The organism is Dyella japonica DSM 16301 (assembly GCF_001010355.1).
GTDB classification, from domain to species: domain Bacteria; phylum Pseudomonadota; class Gammaproteobacteria; order Xanthomonadales; family Rhodanobacteraceae; genus Dyella; species Dyella japonica.
The window spans coordinates 201,678-216,954 of the sequence record NZ_JPLA01000013.1 but is presented as its reverse complement, the minus strand read 5'-3'; the positions used below and the strand labels follow the sequence as shown (position 1 = coordinate 216,954).

The window sequence follows — 15,277 nt, the reverse complement described above, 5'->3', positions numbered from 1 at the left end:
CACCACCTCATGCCATAGCCGATCGACCCCCGCTGCGGGCGAGCGAATAAGCGAACCAGGCAGCAGCGTAGCGAACGCTGTCTGCCGTTGCTCTCATCAAGAGGAGGCGACCAGTGCATCGCTGACCGGTTGTCACGCATGAACAGCAGCCTGAGCGTGTCGGTTGAATCGTCGCGAGCGGTCGCGCGCATACGCACCAGTCCACTCCTGTGGGTGTTGCTGCTGGGTCTGTTGCTTGGTTTTGCCTTCCAGGGCTCTCGTGGCCTGTGGAGTCCCGACGAAGGGCGCTACGTCGGCGTCGCACTGCAGATGATGGACTCGGGCAATTATCTTGCGCCCGCCTACAGCCCCGCTTCGCTCAACTTCTCCAAGCCGCCGCTGACGTATTGGGTGATCGCCGCGTCGTTGCATCTGTTTGGTCGCAATACCTGGGCTGCACGCATGCCTTACGCACTCGCCTATCTGGCGACGCTGGCCTTGCTGTTCGCCATGGGCAAGCGCACCAGCCCGAGCAAACCCTGGCTTCCATCGCTGGTCTACGCGACCAGCCTGTTCACCTTTTTCAGCGCCAACATCATCAGTACCGATGTGCTGTTGACTCTGACTGAGGGCTTGGCTGTCTTCGGCTTCATCCTGCACACATGGCCTCAAGGCGACGGCGAACGGCGTCGTGGCCTGATCGTGATGTGGCTCGGCTTTGGCCTGGCCTTCTTGACCAAAGGTCCGCCGGGCCTGCTCCCGCTGTTGTCGGTTATTGCGTTCGCAGCCACGTGCGGCGGCGCACGTGCGGTGGTGCGACTGCTGCACCCGGCCGGCCTGGTGATCTTCCTGCTGGTGGGATTCACCTGGTACGCGGTTGTCATCCTGCGCTATCCCGGCCTGCTCCACTACTTTCTCCATCAGGAAGTGTATGGCCGCATTTTCACCGCCATGCATAAACGTCACGCCGGAGCCTTTGGATGGGCGGTGGCGTTTCTGCCTGTGCTGGTGCTCGGCACCATCCCGTGGTGGCGCGGCCTTGCGCGATCGGTCCGCGACATGCTCAAGCCCGCCACGTGGACTCAGTGGCGCAATGAGCGATCGATCCAGCTGTTTCTCGTCCTCTGGTTTGCCCTGCCCTTCGTGATCTTCTGCCTGGCGCAGTCACGGCTGCCGCTCTATCTGCTGCCGCTGTTTCTTCCCCTCGCGCTGTTCACGGCATCGCGCATGGAGCGCACTTTCGATGTGGGCAGCCCGCGGACCATTGGCCTGTTGGCCACATGGCTCGTGCTGCTGCTCGCGACCAAGGCCGTTGCGGCTTACGGCTTCAAGACCGGCGTCGACAACCGCCATGCCGCAAAACAGATCGCGGCAACGATGGGCGCCGCCGACTACCGCGCGCTGGTTTTTCTGGAAGAGGCCACCGACACCTATGCCGTGGAAGAACAAACCCTCTGGGGCCTGCGCTTCTATCTCAACCGGCCGGTGTACGGCATCTGGTGGCATAGCCCCGACGCGAGCACGCAGCTCTGCTCAGCGATCAAGGCACAGGAAACGTCCCTGCTGCTGGTCGATCACGACATTCCCGCCGCCAACGCGCAGGCGCTGTTGAACAGCTGCGGCGCGTCGGTCGCCTCCGCCGGCAACTGGCGAAACAACATGTTGTTCCTCGTACACGGCGTTCCGAAGTGACCGGAGGGCGTATGTCCATACGACGACTCGCAGCCTTGGTCCTGGTGCTGGCCTGCAGCAGCCCCAGCTGGGCGGGCAGCGGCATCCTGGGCCTTGATCACCCGGTGACCTATGACAACAGCGGCATCTGGAAACGCAGCAATCAGGAAATCCTGATCTATGGAACCATCGCCACCATCGGCGCCGGCGCGCTCTGGTTTGGCGACGACAACAAACTGGGCGACACCTTCTGGCGATCCGTCGATTCGATGGCAGTCACCGCCATCAGCACGCAGGCGCTGAAGTGGACGTTCCAGCGCGAACGCCCGTCGGAAACCGACAACCCGAACAAGTGGTTCCAGGGCTTGCACGCGCAAAGCTTCCCGAGCGGCGAAGTGGCCGCCGTCACTGCCGCCGTGACACCGTTCATCATCAACTACGGCAACGATCATCCGGCCGTCTATCTGCTGGCCCTGCTGCCCGCCTATGACGCCGTCGCCCGTGTAAAAACCCATGGCCACTGGCAGAGCGACGTGCTGATCGGCGCGGCGATTGGCGCAGGTATAGGCGTGTGGGCCACCCATCGCGACTCACCCTGGATCCTCTCGCTGCTACCAGGCGGATTTCAGGTCGGCTATGTCCACCACTTCGATTGACAGGGAGACCGCGCTATTCCGCGGATAGGCGGAAAATTTACGCCGCCACCGTATTTCGATGTAGCGCCTTTACGCCCGCAGGACACAGCATGGCTCATCCGCTCCCGGGAGCGCCGAATAGCACCATGCTGTGAGCATTGTGATCGTCCATGGGCCGCACACGTCCGGCCACCCTCTTCCCCAGGAACTGCAACAACAACTTCAGCAACAAGCCGGCGCGGCGGGATGCACGCTGGAGCTGCGCGGATGCAGCGACCTGCGCCACTTTGTCGGCCAGGTGTGCGCGGCCGGTTCCGACAGCACGGAGTTCGTACTGCTCGATCCGGGCGACCTCGCATCCCAAGTACGCGAGCACCCGGAAGCCGGCCTGGTCGATGCGCTGGACCAATTGGGTGCGCCATACATCGAAGTACATGAGGAATGTGGCGCCGAACTGGACCATGAAGCCGGCTTCCACAAAGCCCCGCTCGCCACCGTCATCATCAACGGCAATATCGGCAGCGGCTACCGCATCGGCCTCAGCATCGCGTTGCGGCAGCTGCAGGAGGGGCGTCGTGGCGACCAGGGAACGGAACCCGGCAGCCACGGTCGACGCCAAGTTTTCGCTCAGCGGGTGGCGGGGCTATAGCCGGGCCGCGCGGGCAGGAACCGACTGTTGCGCAGCAGGGCCGCCGAGATCAGCGACACCAGCACGCCGACCGGGAAGATCTCCACGAAGGTCATCGGCAGGCGGTACATCGGGTTGGCGTATTGGACCTTGAAGGCCTCCATGTCGGCGGTCAGCTTGGCCAGTGCCTCGGCGCTGGCGCCCTTGGCCTTCTCGCTGGCGATGATCGCCTGAGCATACGAGGTGGCGAAATCCATATGGGTCATCGCCTGCACGGCTTCCCATGCCGCCACATAGAAGATGCCGGCAATGAAGCTGATCCCTAAGCCGACCCCGAGTGCCGGCCAGAAGCCGATCACGCCGCCCCGGTCCACGTCCCGATGCCGCTTGATCCCGACGAACACCGCGCTCAGGGCGATCAGCATCGTCGTGTAGCCGATCAGCATGCCGTACTTCATGGGCGGCATGCCGGAGAAGGCGATGAAGGTGACGAACTCGAACCCGCCAACGATGACGCCGGCGATCACGCCGTATTTAAGGATGGTCCGCAGCACGGTGTACTCCTGGGTGATGGAAGATGTCGCCATTGGGGGCAAGCGGGAGCCGCCCGGCAATCGCCCGAATGGGTGATTTGAGCGATTTCATCCGAAATGACACCGCATCAGGGCACGATCCCCAGTTCGCGGGCCCGACGGATCGCTTCGGTACGGCGCTTCGCACCCAGTTTCTCAAACAGTCGCGCGACGTGCGTCTTGACCGTGTTGGGCGACACATGCAGGCGTGCGGCGATCTCCTTGTTGGAGTGGCCGGCGGCCAGCTCATGCAACACCTCCAGCTCGCGCCCACTCAGACCCAGCGCCGCCTGCGCCTTCGGGTTGCCGTCGAAATCAGGGGCCGGTGGCCTGGCGAATACCCGCATGCCGAGCACGATGCCAAGCACCAGGAAGGCGGCCGCCACCAGGAACATATAGATGTCGCCCGAATGCATCCGCGCTAGGCGCTGGTAGTCGAGCCACTGCAAGGCCACGGTGCCCGCCGCCAGCAGCGCCCCATAGCCGACCACCCGCTTCCACATCGCCGCCTCCGCTTTCCCCGTGGAGTCAGATCTTAGCGCCGGCCGGTGGGTGCCGTGCCCTCGAAAGCCCTGCCGCTCCGGCACAAAAAAAGCCGGGCCCGAGGGCCCGGCTAGGGGAAGGCAACATCGGATGACAGAACGTGAACTCGTGCCGTGGCCAGCGGGCCGCGGCACGCCTGGGTCGAACTAGAACTCCTGGCTCAAACGGATGCCGATGGTCCGCGGCGGCGTCATGACGGTATAGACCTGGCCGTTGGGATAGGCCGGCACCACGTCGTGGGCGGCGCACACGGCCTCCGCGCACTCGGTGTAGCGGTACAGCTGGCCACGTTTGTCGAACATGTTGTTGATATAGATATCCAGCGACAATCCGTGCTTCTTGATGCCGGCGGTAAAGTCCACCGTCGTGTACGCAGGCAGATTGCCCACCAGGCCTCGTTCCAGGATGCGCAGGTCCGAGGTGCGCTCACCCACATGCACCACGGCGCCCTGCACGAAGGCCTCCATGCCGGCCACGTCGAAGGCATAGCGCGCAATCAGGTTGCCCTTGAACTTCGGTGTCACCGGCAACTGCGTGCCCTTGGGCGCCTGCGGACCGGTCACCACATCGCCGGTGAGCGGATTGACCGTGCCCGCCGGACAGTACGTGATCGGCGTGCCGCTGGTGTCGGTGAACCCGCAGTAGTTCTCCGTCAACTTGGCGTTGTACAGGGCGATGCCCATGCCGATGGTGAGGTTGTACGTGGCCGCCCAGTTCAGGTCCGACTCCAGGCCGTCGATCTGCGCCTGGCCCGCGTTCTTGATTTCGGTCAGGCCGTTGGCGCCCAGGATGCTGAACTGGAAGTCCTTCCACTTTTCGCGGAACACCGCACCATTGAACGACAGCCGGTTGTCGAACCAGGTCGTCTTCCAGCCCAGTTCGTAGTTCGTCAGATAGTCCGACTTGTACGGCGGCAGGCTGCCTCGGCGATTGATGCCGCCGGGACGGAAGCCTTCGGACCAGGTGCCGTAGATCATCTGCTCGGGCGTGATCTGCCAGGTCAGGTTCGCCTTGCCGAGCGAGCCCGATTCGTTGGTGGACTTGAAGAAGTCCGAACAGGGTGCGCCGTGGTAAGGCTCCTGCGTCACGCAGCCGGCTTCACCATAGCTCGACGAGGGCGAATAGCCGGAACTGAAGCCGTAGAAGCCCTGCAGGCTGTTGTCCGTCTTGAAGTAGCGCCCGCCGATGGTGCCGGTCAATGTCTCCGGGATGAAGTCATAGGACAGCTCGCCGAACACCGCCTTGTCGCGGTCATTGCGTTGCTGCTCGGTCAGCCACAGCGTATTGGGCCAGCCCGGTACCGCGAGCGAATCGGCCAGGCCGTTGATCATGTAGGCCTGTTCGATGTCGTGCACCTGCTTTTCCCAGAACAGGCCGCCAACCACGCGCAGGCGATCTTCCTTGGGCGAGGCGATGCGCAGCTCGTGGCTGTTCATCGTGTAGTGGTCCTTGCCCTGGATGAACTGCGACGGATTGATCAGCTTGCCGCTGTTGTCGTAGATGTACGCGCCATAGCCGGCCAGCGTGTCGTACCAGAACGAGTAGTCGCTGTAGTCGCTGTACTCTTCCTGGTTGCGCTTGAGGCGGCCGTAGGCATAGGTCAGGTCGAAGTTGCCGATCTTGCCTTCCACCGTCAACGCCGCCTGGATCCAGCGGTCATTGGTCTTTTCCGGATAGAAGTGCGTGAGCGCCAGGCTGCCGACCTGCGGATCGGAGGCCACGTTGCCGTTGGCGATCGTCTGCTGGCCCATCAGCGTCGGGCTGATCGACCACTCGTCGTTGAGGTTGATCTTCAACGCCGCACGCGCACCGCTGGTGTCGACATCGTTGTAGTTCTTCTTGGCCGCGCCGGTACAGACCAGATCCGGCGCCGAGCAGCCCTTGGCATTGCTGACGGTGATGCCCGAGGTCGGGAACGTGCGCTCGCCGACCACGTTGTCGATGTAACCGGCATCGTGCTCATGCCAACCCACCAGGCGGATCGCCGTGCTCGGCGACAGCGGGATATTGACCATGCCGTCGGCCTCGTAGCCGATGCCGCCATGATCGACCGAGTCCATGCCGACGCTGTAGCTGGCAGCAAAGGCGCTCGGGTCGGGCTTGTTGGTGATGATGCGCAACGCGCCCGCTTCGGCGCTGGCACCGTAAAGCGTGCCCTGCGGACCGGACAGCGATTCGACGCGGGCGATATCGTACATATGGATATCGAGCGGTCCCTGGATCGTGGTGACCGGTTGTTCATCGAGATAGACGCCCACGCTCGGCAAGGAGCCGGAGTGGTTGCCATCGCCGCCGCTGGCCACGCCGCGCATGTAGATCAGCGCAAAGCCCGGCCCGAAGGTCTGATACGACACGCTGGGCAGATACTTCACGTAGTCGTCAAAACTCTTCACGTGCAGCTCCTGCAGCTGCTCGCCACCCAGCACGTCGATGCTGATCGGCACCTTCTGCAGGTTTTCCTCGCGCTTCTGTGCGGTCACCGTCACCGTGCCCAGCGTCTTGGGCTTGGACGCCGCAGCGGGTTCTGCGGCCGGCGTTTGGTTCTGGTTTTGATTCTGCTGGCTGTTGTCTTGCGCGAAAGCGCTGGGCGCTACGGCAAGGCAGATCGCCGCGGCTAGCGGCAACCGGGCTAGTCGCACCCTTTGTGTTCGTATTGGCTGTCTTGGCCTGACCCTGTGCATCGACTTCCCCTCCCCGGTAGTGACGACGATCTATCTATAGGACTCCCCATGCCGGCGGCTCGGGATAACAACCGAGTACCGGACCCAACCCCTGCTCCAACGGCTCCAGCCATCCGGCGTAGTGGCGCCAGTGATCCACGCCTTCGCGGTAGATCGGCCGACGCACCTGTTCCGAACTGGCCGTACGCACCGGCCGCTCGTTCTGGAAGAAGCGCAGACACGATTCCTCGAACGGCAGGCCACAATGGTCGAGCAGACGCCGAACCTCCCCTTCGGTGTCGTCGACCATGTGTTCATAGATCACGCGATGAATGCGACCGGGCAGCACCCGGTCGAAATGCGCCATCAGCGCCACGTAGTCGCGGTAGTAGCGGCCCAGATCCAGCAGGCTGTAGCTGAAGCTCTGCCCGCGTGCGAAATGCTGTTTGAAGCCGGAGAAACAGCAGGCCAGGGGATGCCGGCGCGCGTCGATGATCTTCGCGTTCGGCAGCATCAGGTGGATCAGGCCGATATGCATGAAATTGTTCGGCATCTTGTCGATGAACAACGGTGCCGAGGTCTTGCGCTGGATGCGTGTGTGTTCGAGATAGCGCTCGCCCAGTTCGTGCAGCGCATTCGCGTCGAGCGTCGCCAGCGCCTCGTGGTACGGCATCTCACTGCTTGCATGAGCCTGTTCGCGCAGACTGCGGGTGATCGAGGTGACCTCCGGCAGCTCCATGGTGCCTTCGACCATGCTGTGGCTGGACAGGATCTGCTCGATCAGGGTGGAACCGGCGCGCGGAAGGCCCACGATGAAGATCGGATCGCCGGACGCATGGCCACAACCGGCACGCGCGGCGAAGAACTCGCTGGTGTAGCGCTCGCGGATGTGTTGAACGCGTGCGGTGGTTTCATCGGCGCTGTAGTTGAGCTGCGCGTGGCGTATCGCGTTGCCTTGGGCGTAATGGCTGAACGACGCCTCGTACTCGCCGTCATCCTCCATCGCCTTGCCGATGGCGAATTCCAGGTGCAGCCGATCATCCTCACCCAGGTCGGCGCGGGCCAATTGCCGGCGCATCACGGCCAGGTCGTCGGCGCTGAAGCGGAAGGTCTTGAGGTTGGCCAGGCTCCACCAGATTTCGCCGAACGAAGGTTGCAGCGCCACGCCGCGACGATAGGCGTCGATGGCGCGCGCGGTATGGCCAGCCGTCTTCAGTGCATGGCCGTAGCTCATCCACACGCTGGGATGGCGCGGATCGCGCGTCACCAGCTCGTCATAGATGCCGATGGCCGGCTCGTAGTCGCCGATGCGGCAGAGCACGGCAGCCTTGAGGTTGAGATGGCCAAGGTTGTTGGGTTCCACCGCGAGCAGCTGCTCGACTTCCGCCAGCGCGCGCTCCGGCTGATTGCCCCGGTGCAACACCAGCGCATAGTTCTGGCGTGCCGCATGAAAACTGGGCGCCAGTTCGAGGCAACGCGAAAGCAAATGCTGGGCGTCTTCGAGACGCCCCAGGCGCGCGGCCACTTCCGCGAGCATACGGATCGCCGCCACATCGGTGGGTGCCTGCTTCAGATGTTCGCGCAGCAGTGACTCGGCATCCGGCACGCGGTTTTCGACCAGTGCATTGGCAGCCGCCAGCAGGCGCGGATCGCGCGTGGAGCAGCGCACGTGCTGGGCGTAGGCGGCATCGGCTTGTGCGTGTTCGCCGGCGGCCATCAAGACATCGCCCAGCGCACGCCATGCTTGCGGCAGATCGGGCTTCAGTACTGTCGCCAAGCGCAGCGCAGTCATGGCTTCCTGTCCCTGCCCGCTACGGCCCAGGGCAATGCCCAGGTCGAGCTGGGCATAGGCCCAGCTGGGCTGCGTGAGCACCAGCTTCTGAAGGATGTCGATGGCGCCCTGCATGTCGCCCTGCGCCGCGTGCGCCGCTGCCAGCAGACGCATCGCCACTGGCTGGTTCTCGACCACTTTCAGGATTTCGGTCGCCTGCTCGGCGGCCATGGCCGGGTTGCTCTCCAGCAGGCGCGCGGCGTGCGCCAGCGCCTGCTCCAGGGTGCCGCTGGCGTCGCGCGCCGTCATCGCGAGCGCACTCGCCTGGGCGTGCGGCATGTACGGCGCAGCGATGGGGTGACGGCGATCGGCATAAGGCGGCAGACGCTCCTCAAAGGTCTTTCAGCAACCGATAGTTGAACTCTAACGACTGCGTGTAGGAATTCACCAGAATGCGTTCGTCCTGTCCGTGCGAGCGGTCATCGTCCACATCGTAGGGCAAGCCGTTGAACACGTACGACGGCATGCCAGCCGCACGCAGAAACACGCTATCGGAAGCGCCGGCCGACATCATCGGCGACACCGGCACCGTACCCCACACCGATTTCGCCACGCTTGCGATCTGCGCAAACAACGCTGCATCGACCGGACTGGGTGGACTGGGCTGAGGTGCGGCGACGCGGCTGATGTCGACGCCAGTATCTGCCACGGCACTCTTAAGCATGACGTCGACCTGATCCGGATCCTCGTCCGGCAGCAGACGGCAGTTGAGGGTGGCGCGCGCCATCTGCGGCAGCGCGTTCTCCGCATGCCCGCCCTGCAACAAGGTGGGCACGCAGGTGCTGCGCAGCTGCGCGTTGTTATAGGGCGAGGATGCGGCCAGCCGTGCCAATGCTGCGGCGTCAGAGGGCTGCCTGCCCACGGCGCGCATATCCGCCGCGGTCTGGCCCGTATAGAAGGTCGCCAGCTCGGTGTAGTACCCGCGCGTGGCCGAGTTGGTGCGCAGCGGAAACTGCAGCGATGAGAGTCGGTCCAGCGCCTTGGCCAGTCGATAGATCGCGTTGTCGGCCGTGGGCAGCGAGCTGTGGCCGCCGGGATTGCGCACGGTGAGCGTATAGCTAAGGAAGACTTTCTCGGCTGTCTCCACCGACAGCACGGCAGGCTTGCCGCCGCGGATCTCCGGACCGCCGCCATCGACATTGATCGAATAGGCCGAACGAATCAGCTCCGGCCGGTGCGCCAGCAGCCATTGCACGCCATTGGAGACGCCATCCTCCTCGCCCGCGGTGAGCGCGAGGATGTAGTCGCCCTTCGGCTTGAAGCCTTCGCGGTGAAGCCGCAGCAAGGCAGTGACCAACCCTGCCCCGCCACCCTTGATGTCCATGGTGCCGCGGCCATAGAAATAGCCGTCGCGCTCGGTCAGCGCGAAGGGATCGACATGCCAATCCTCGCGTCGCGCCTCGACCACGTCCAGATGGGCCAGCAGCAGGACCGGCTCGCGCTCGCCACGGCCGCGCAGGCGCACCACCAGATTGCGTCGCTTGGGATCATCGCCAATCACCTGTACATCTGCCGGCGCAAAGCCCTCGGCGATAAAGCGCTTGGCCAGGCGATCGGCCGCCACCGTGGTGCTGCCGTGCTCGGAGGTGGTGTCGGTGGTGATCAGTTCGTTGAGCAGCTCGCGGCCTAAAGCGTTTTGCGCGCTTACGGTGGCATCGGTCGCCGGTCCGCCTATCGCAGGCAGGCTGAGTGCTCCCAACAGTGCGCAGATCAAAACCCGATTCATGCTCGCTCCATGGCAACAGCCAAACCCTGCCCCACACCCACACAAAGGCTGACCAGCGCCCGGCGCTGCCCATGTCGACGCAAGGCGAACGCAGCACTCATCGCCAACCGTGCGCCACTGGCGCCTAGCGGATGACCCAGCGCAATGGCGCCGCCGTTCGCATTGAGCTGCACCGCATCGTCGGCCAGACCCAAGGCACGCGCACACGCCAGCACCTGGGCCGCGAACGCCTCATTGATCTCGATGCGATCGAAGTCCGACAAGCCAAGACCACTGCGGGCGAGCAGCTTTTGGATCGCAGGCACCGGGCCGATGCCCATCACTCGCGGTTCCACGCCGGCCGACGCCATGCAGGTGATGCGTGCGAGCGGATCGAGGCCGTATGTGCGCACGGCTTGTTCGGAGGCGAGCAGCACAGCCGCGGCGCCATCATTGAGACCCGAAGCATTGCCAGCCGTGATACTGGTTCCCGCACCAAGCAAGGGCTTGAGTGTGGCCAGCTGTTCGCGTGTCGAACCGGGTCGCGGTTGCTCGTCGGCATCGACGGTAACGACCTGCTTGCCCGATGTTGTCTCGACCGCGGTGATTTCTTCGGCAAGCCAGCCCTGCTGACGCGCTTGCTCAGCGCGTTGCTGGCTCCGCCACGCATAGGCGTCCTGGTCGGCGCGATCAATACCGTGTTCGCGCGCCAGGTTCTCCGCCGTCTGCGTCATGGAGTCGACGCCGTAACTCTCCCGCATGCGTGGGTTGACCAGACGCCAGCCCAGCGTGGTGTCCTCCAGCTGCTGGTCGCGGGCCAGTGCATCTTGGGCCTTGGCCATCACATAAGGTGCGCGCGACATGCTCTCCACACCGCCAGCGATGATCAGCTCGGCTTCGCCGCTGGCAATCGCCCGCGCAGCCTGGCCAATCGCTTCCAGACCCGATGCGCACAAGCGGTTCACCGTGACCGCGGGCACGCTCACCGGCAACCCGCTCAACAACGAGGCCATGCGCGCCACATTGCGATTGTCTTCGCCCGCCTGGTTGGCGCAACCGAGGATCACTTCGTCCACTGCCGCCCAGTCAAGGCCGGTGTGGCGCGCCATCAAGGCTGCGATCGGCAGAGCCGCCAGGTCGTCGGCACGCACACTGGACAACGCGCCGCCGTGCCGTCCAAACGGCGTGCGGGTGGCGTCGACCAGATAGGCGCTATGCATAGGCCCTCGTCAGGGCCATATGCGGTTGCCAGCTGCCACGCTGGATGGCGTATTCGATCGAGCGCTGCGCGTCCTGCAAGGCCGGCAGGATCAGTTTCACTGCACGCGCGGGAGCGTCATCGCTATAGGGCATGCCCACATTCAGTGCAGCCACCACGCGTCCATCGGCCGCATGGATGGGTACGGCGATCGAGCACAAGCCCAGCTCCAGCTCGCGCGCCACGATCGAATAACCCTGCTCGCGTATGCGCTTTATCTCGGCCTTGAGCGCCGTCATGGTGTGCAACGTATGCGGCGTGATCGCCTGGAACTTCTGCGTACGCATCCACGCGGTCAACTCGGCGTCCGGCAGGTCGGCCAGCACGACGCGTCCGAGCGAGGTGGCGTAAGCCGGCAGTCGCGCACCGACGCCGAGCGCCACGCTCATCACGCGACGCACTGGCACGCGCAACACATAGACGATGTCGCTGCCGTCGAGCACCGCGAGAGAACAAGACTCGCCCACCCGCTCGGACAGTAGGGCCAGCGTCTCCTGCGCCAGTTCGGTCAGGTCCAGCGAGGACAGATAGCTGTAACCGAGCTCCAGCACGCGAGGCAGCAAAAAGAAGCTGCGGCCGCGACTCCCTACGTAGCCAAGATGCTGCAGCGTCAGCAGCAGGCGGCGCGCCACCGCGCGCGACAGACCGGCGCGTTCGGCCACCTGGGAAAGACTGGGACTGGCCATGTCGTGACTGAAGGCGCGCAGCACTTGCAGGCCGCGGGCCAGCGATTGCACGTAATCAGCACTGTCCTCGAAGGGTTCTGATGCCATAGGTCGCAGGTGTCCATTGACAGGGCGAGCGTAGAAGGATTCCAATGAGTTCGCAATACGAATTTACGTTCGGTAATCGAACAGGCTGCATCCAGGGGGAGAGGCTTGGCAAGCGAACACGACAGCGTCCTGCACAGCTGGTGCGTGCAGTCCCAATGGCAGGCGCCGACCGTCGTTGGCGGCAGCGGCGCGCACCTGGTGCTGGCCGATGGCCAGCGCATTCTCGACATGAGCAGCCTGGCCGAGTGCAGCAACCTGGGCCACCAACATCCCGCCGTCGTCGAGGCGATCCGCCGGCAGGCCGAGCAACTGTGTTTCGTCACCTCGGCCTGGGGCGCGCAGCCGCGCGCCGAACTGGCTGAAGCGATTCTGGAGAAAGCCGGCTTCGAAGGCGGGCGCGTGTTCTTCACCCTGGCCGGCGCGGACGCCAACGAAAACGCCGTGAAATTCGCGCGCCAGGCGAGCGGCAAACCGCACGGCTTGATCGTGACGCGCGACCGCTCCTATCACGGCGCCAGCTATGCCTGCATGGCATTGTCTGGCGACGCTCGCACTCGTGCCCAGGTGGATCCCGCGGCGTTCGGCGTCATGCATGTGCCGCCCCCGTATGCCTACCAAGGGGCATGCGGCAGCTACGACGCGCAGATCTGCGGAGAGCGCGCGGTGGAAGCGGTGGCGGCGGAAATCGACTATCACGGCACGGAACAAGTCGCCGCGGTCTTGATGGAGCCTGACGCCGGCACCAATGGCATCGTCGCCCCCGACAACTACTGGCCCGGCCTGCGCGAGGCGACCCGCACGCGCCATGTCGCCCTGATCGCCGATGAAGTCATGAGCGGCTTTGGCCGCTGCGGCGAATGGTTTGCCTGGCAGCGCTACGGCGATGAGGGCAAGCCGGACTTGATGACCCTGGCCAAGGGCCTGACCGGCGCGCATCTGCCGCTGGGCGCCGTGGTGCTGTCGAGCGACATCGCCGCCCGTCTCGAACATCAGATGCTCTACACCGGGCTGACCTATTGCGGTCACCCGCTCTCATGCGCGGCAGGTCTTGCGGCATTGCGCGCCTATGAGCAGGAAAACCTGATCGAGCGATCGCGCACGCTGGGCCGGCGCATGTTCAACCAATTGCAGGCAATGCAGTCGCGTCACGCCGTGATCGGCGATGTGCGTGGCGGCCACGGTCTGTTTGCAGTGGTCGAACTGGTCGCCGACCGCGCCACGCATGAACCCTTGTCACCCTGGCCGAAGACGCCGGCCGCGCTCAACGCGCTGGTCGGTTCGGCCATGAGCGAGGGTGTGTCGTTCGCCTGCCGCGGCAACCTGATCCTGCTGGCGCCACCGCTGGTGATCGACGAGCAGGATCTGGCGGACGCTCTGGCCCTGCTCGATCGACTGCTGACGCGCTTCTTTCCTTCGGCACTTTAGGGGAAACATCCATGAGCTTCCGCCTCACCTACGCGACCATGTACAACCCACCGGAAGCGATGCACCAGCGCTTCGAGGAAGCCATGACGCGCGTCGAAGCGAAAGCCGGTGCGCGCCATCCGCTGTTCATCGACGGCGTTGACTGCGACGCTGCGCAATATGTGGAACGCCACGCACCGTTCGACCGCAGCCTGCGCCTGGGCTCCTTTGCGCTGGCCGACGCCACCGATGCCCATGCCGCCATGGAGGCGGCGCGCGCGGCGTATCCGGCCTGGCGCGCCACCCCCGTGGCCGAGCGCGCACGTCTGATCCGCCGCGCTGGCGAGATCATGGAAGAGCGCGTCTACGACATCGCCGCCGCACTCACCCTCGAAGTGGGCAAGAACCGCATGGAGGCGCTGGGCGAGGCGCAGGAGACGGTCGATTTCTTCCGTCACTATGCCGACGACTTCGAAAGCCATGCCGGCTACACCAACGTGCTGCCGGACGATCCGATGGAGGGCGCGGCGTCGCACAACGCCAGCGTGATGCGCCCTTACGGCGTATGGGTGGTGATTGCCCCGTTCAATTTTCCGCTCGCCCTGGCCGGCGGCCCCGCTGCTGCTGCGCTGGTGACCGGCAATACGGTGGTGCTCAAGGGCGCCACGGATACGCCCTGGGCCGGACGCCTGCTGGCCGACTGCATCCGCGACGCGGGATTGCCGCCCGGCGTCTTCAACTATCTCTCCGGTGCGGGACGCGAGGTGGGCGAGGCACTGGTACGTCACCCGCATACGGCGGGCATCACCTTCACCGGCTCGGTGCCTGTGGGCCGCCAGCTGATGCAGCAGATGAACGGCGGCACCTATCCGCGCCCCTGCATCGCGGAGATGGGCGGCAAGAATCCGTGCATCGTCACCGAGCACGCGGACCTCGATCGCGCGGCTTCCGGCATCGTGCGCTCGGCCTTTGGGATGGGCGGCCAGAAGTGTTCCGCGCTGTCGCGGCTATACGTGCACGAGCAAGTCGCCGATGCCCTGATCGAACGCATGCAGGCTCAGATCGCTGCACTCCGTATCGGCGATCCGCGTCGCCGCGAGCACTGGCTGGGCCCCGTGGTCAACGCGACGGCCTATGCCAACTATCGGCAGTACGCCGACGCGCTGCGCAGTGGCGGCGCGCGCCTGATCACCGGTGGCGCGCAGCTGGGCGAAGGCCAGGCAGCCGAACCGGCGCTTTCCAACGGCTACTACGTCGAACCGCTGCTGGCCGAGGCCCCACTGTCGCACCCGCTGTGGCAGCAGGAGATGTTCGTGCCCATCCTGATGCTGCATCGTTACCAGGATCGCGAGGAAGCGATGCGCCTGGCCAATGACTCGCCGATGGGCCTCACCGCGGGATTCTTCGGCAGCGAGGACGAAGTGCCGTGGTTCCACGACCATATCGAAGCGGGCGTGACCTATGCCAACCGTCCGCAAGGCGCCACCACCGGCGCGTGGCCGGGCTACCAGCCGTTTGGCGGCTGGAAAGGTTCGGGCTCCACCGGCAAGGCCATCGCCTCGTTCTATTACCTCGCGCAATACCTGCGCGAGCAGTCGCGCACGGTGGTGGAGTAAGC

12 protein-coding genes are annotated in these 15,277 nt (G+C 64.6%); 5 read left to right on the top strand and 7 right to left on the bottom strand.

Annotated elements, in window-relative coordinates; translation table 11 throughout:
* Positions 1-138: 138 nt before the first annotated feature.
* From Y882_RS05855 to Y882_RS19935, 3 genes are all read left to right on the top strand, one after another.
* Complete coding sequence (locus tag Y882_RS05855; RefSeq protein WP_052949705.1) at positions 139-1,671, top strand: ArnT family glycosyltransferase; 1,533 nt, start codon at positions 139-141, stop codon at positions 1,669-1,671.
* 11 nt (positions 1,672-1,682) lie between these two features.
* Positions 1,683-2,306: a phosphatase PAP2 family protein gene (locus Y882_RS05850; RefSeq protein WP_046970938.1), complete on the top strand. Its 624-nt coding sequence runs from the start codon at positions 1,683-1,685 to the stop codon at positions 2,304-2,306.
* Positions 2,307-2,436: 130 nt separating this feature from the next.
* Positions 2,437-2,934 (top strand): hypothetical protein, encoded by a 498-nt coding sequence (locus Y882_RS19935; RefSeq protein ID WP_156171330.1) that lies wholly within the window; start codon positions 2,437-2,439, stop codon positions 2,932-2,934.
* On the opposite strand, the gene Y882_RS05840 is transcribed toward Y882_RS19935, so the two are convergent.
* From Y882_RS05840 to Y882_RS05810, 7 genes are all read right to left on the bottom strand, one after another.
* Positions 2,913-3,467, bottom strand: a complete 555-nt coding sequence (locus Y882_RS05840; protein WP_046970936.1) for a DUF4199 domain-containing protein — start codon at positions 3,465-3,467, stop codon at positions 2,913-2,915. The genes Y882_RS19935 and Y882_RS05840 overlap by 22 nt on opposite strands.
* A gap of 107 nt (positions 3,468-3,574) precedes the next feature.
* Positions 3,575-3,988, bottom strand: coding sequence for a helix-turn-helix transcriptional regulator (locus Y882_RS20860; protein ID WP_046970935.1), 414 nt, complete (start codon positions 3,986-3,988; stop codon positions 3,575-3,577).
* 186 nt (positions 3,989-4,174) lie between these two features.
* Positions 4,175-6,709 (bottom strand): TonB-dependent receptor, encoded by a 2,535-nt coding sequence (locus Y882_RS05830; protein WP_046970934.1) that lies wholly within the window; start codon positions 6,707-6,709, stop codon positions 4,175-4,177.
* 34 nt (positions 6,710-6,743) lie between these two features.
* The gene (locus Y882_RS05825) at positions 6,744-8,768 is read right to left on the bottom strand and encodes a tetratricopeptide repeat-containing sulfotransferase family protein (protein WP_046970933.1); all 2,025 of its coding nucleotides are present in this window, start codon (positions 8,766-8,768) and stop codon (positions 6,744-6,746) included.
* Between the two features lie 82 nt (positions 8,769-8,850).
* On the bottom strand, positions 8,851-10,245 hold the full coding sequence (locus tag Y882_RS05820) for a M20/M25/M40 family metallo-hydrolase (RefSeq protein WP_046970932.1): 1,395 nt from the start codon (positions 10,243-10,245) through the stop codon (positions 8,851-8,853).
* Entirely contained in the window at positions 10,242-11,444 is a 1,203-nt protein-coding gene (gene pcaF, locus Y882_RS05815; RefSeq protein WP_046970931.1) for a 3-oxoadipyl-CoA thiolase, read from the bottom strand. Before pcaF ends, Y882_RS05820 begins: the two co-directional genes overlap by 4 nt.
* The gene (locus Y882_RS05810) at positions 11,437-12,255 is read right to left on the bottom strand and encodes an IclR family transcriptional regulator domain-containing protein (RefSeq protein ID WP_046970930.1); all 819 of its coding nucleotides are present in this window, start codon (positions 12,253-12,255) and stop codon (positions 11,437-11,439) included. Before Y882_RS05810 ends, pcaF begins: the two co-directional genes overlap by 8 nt.
* Before the next feature lie 105 nt (positions 12,256-12,360).
* On the opposite strand from Y882_RS05810, the gene Y882_RS05805 reads away from it, so the two are divergent.
* Entirely contained in the window at positions 12,361-13,680 is a 1,320-nt protein-coding gene (locus Y882_RS05805; protein WP_046970929.1) for an aminotransferase family protein, read from the top strand.
* An 11-nt stretch (positions 13,681-13,691) separates the two neighbouring features.
* A complete protein-coding gene (locus Y882_RS05800) occupies positions 13,692-15,275 on the top strand; it encodes an aldehyde dehydrogenase family protein (protein WP_046970928.1) in 1,584 nt (527 codons plus the stop codon).
* Positions 15,276-15,277: the final 2 nt, after the last annotated feature.

What these genes read in the sequence shown, in the direction of transcription:
- Y882_RS05830 (WP_046970934.1), bottom strand. Translation starts at nt 6,709, where the DNA reads ATGCACAGGGTCAGGCCAAGACAGCCAATACGAACACAAAGGGTGCGA.
- Y882_RS20860 (WP_046970935.1), bottom strand. Translation starts at nt 3,988, where the DNA reads ATGTGGAAGCGGGTGGTCGGCTATGGGGCGCTGCTGGCGGCGGGCACC.
- Y882_RS05855 (WP_052949705.1), top strand. Translation starts at nt 139, where the DNA reads ATGAACAGCAGCCTGAGCGTGTCGGTTGAATCGTCGCGAGCGGTCGCG.
- Y882_RS05810 (WP_046970930.1), bottom strand. Translation starts at nt 12,255, where the DNA reads ATGGCATCAGAACCCTTCGAGGACAGTGCTGATTACGTGCAATCGCTG.
- Y882_RS05820 (WP_046970932.1), bottom strand. Translation starts at nt 10,245, where the DNA reads ATGAATCGGGTTTTGATCTGCGCACTGTTGGGAGCACTCAGCCTGCCT.
- Y882_RS05800 (WP_046970928.1), top strand. Translation starts at nt 13,692, where the DNA reads ATGAGCTTCCGCCTCACCTACGCGACCATGTACAACCCACCGGAAGCG.
- Y882_RS05825 (WP_046970933.1), bottom strand. Translation starts at nt 8,768, where the DNA reads ATGACGGCGCGCGACGCCAGCGGCACCCTGGAGCAGGCGCTGGCGCAC.
- pcaF (WP_046970931.1), bottom strand. Translation starts at nt 11,444, where the DNA reads ATGCATAGCGCCTATCTGGTCGACGCCACCCGCACGCCGTTTGGACGG.
- Y882_RS05850 (WP_046970938.1), top strand. Translation starts at nt 1,683, where the DNA reads ATGTCCATACGACGACTCGCAGCCTTGGTCCTGGTGCTGGCCTGCAGC.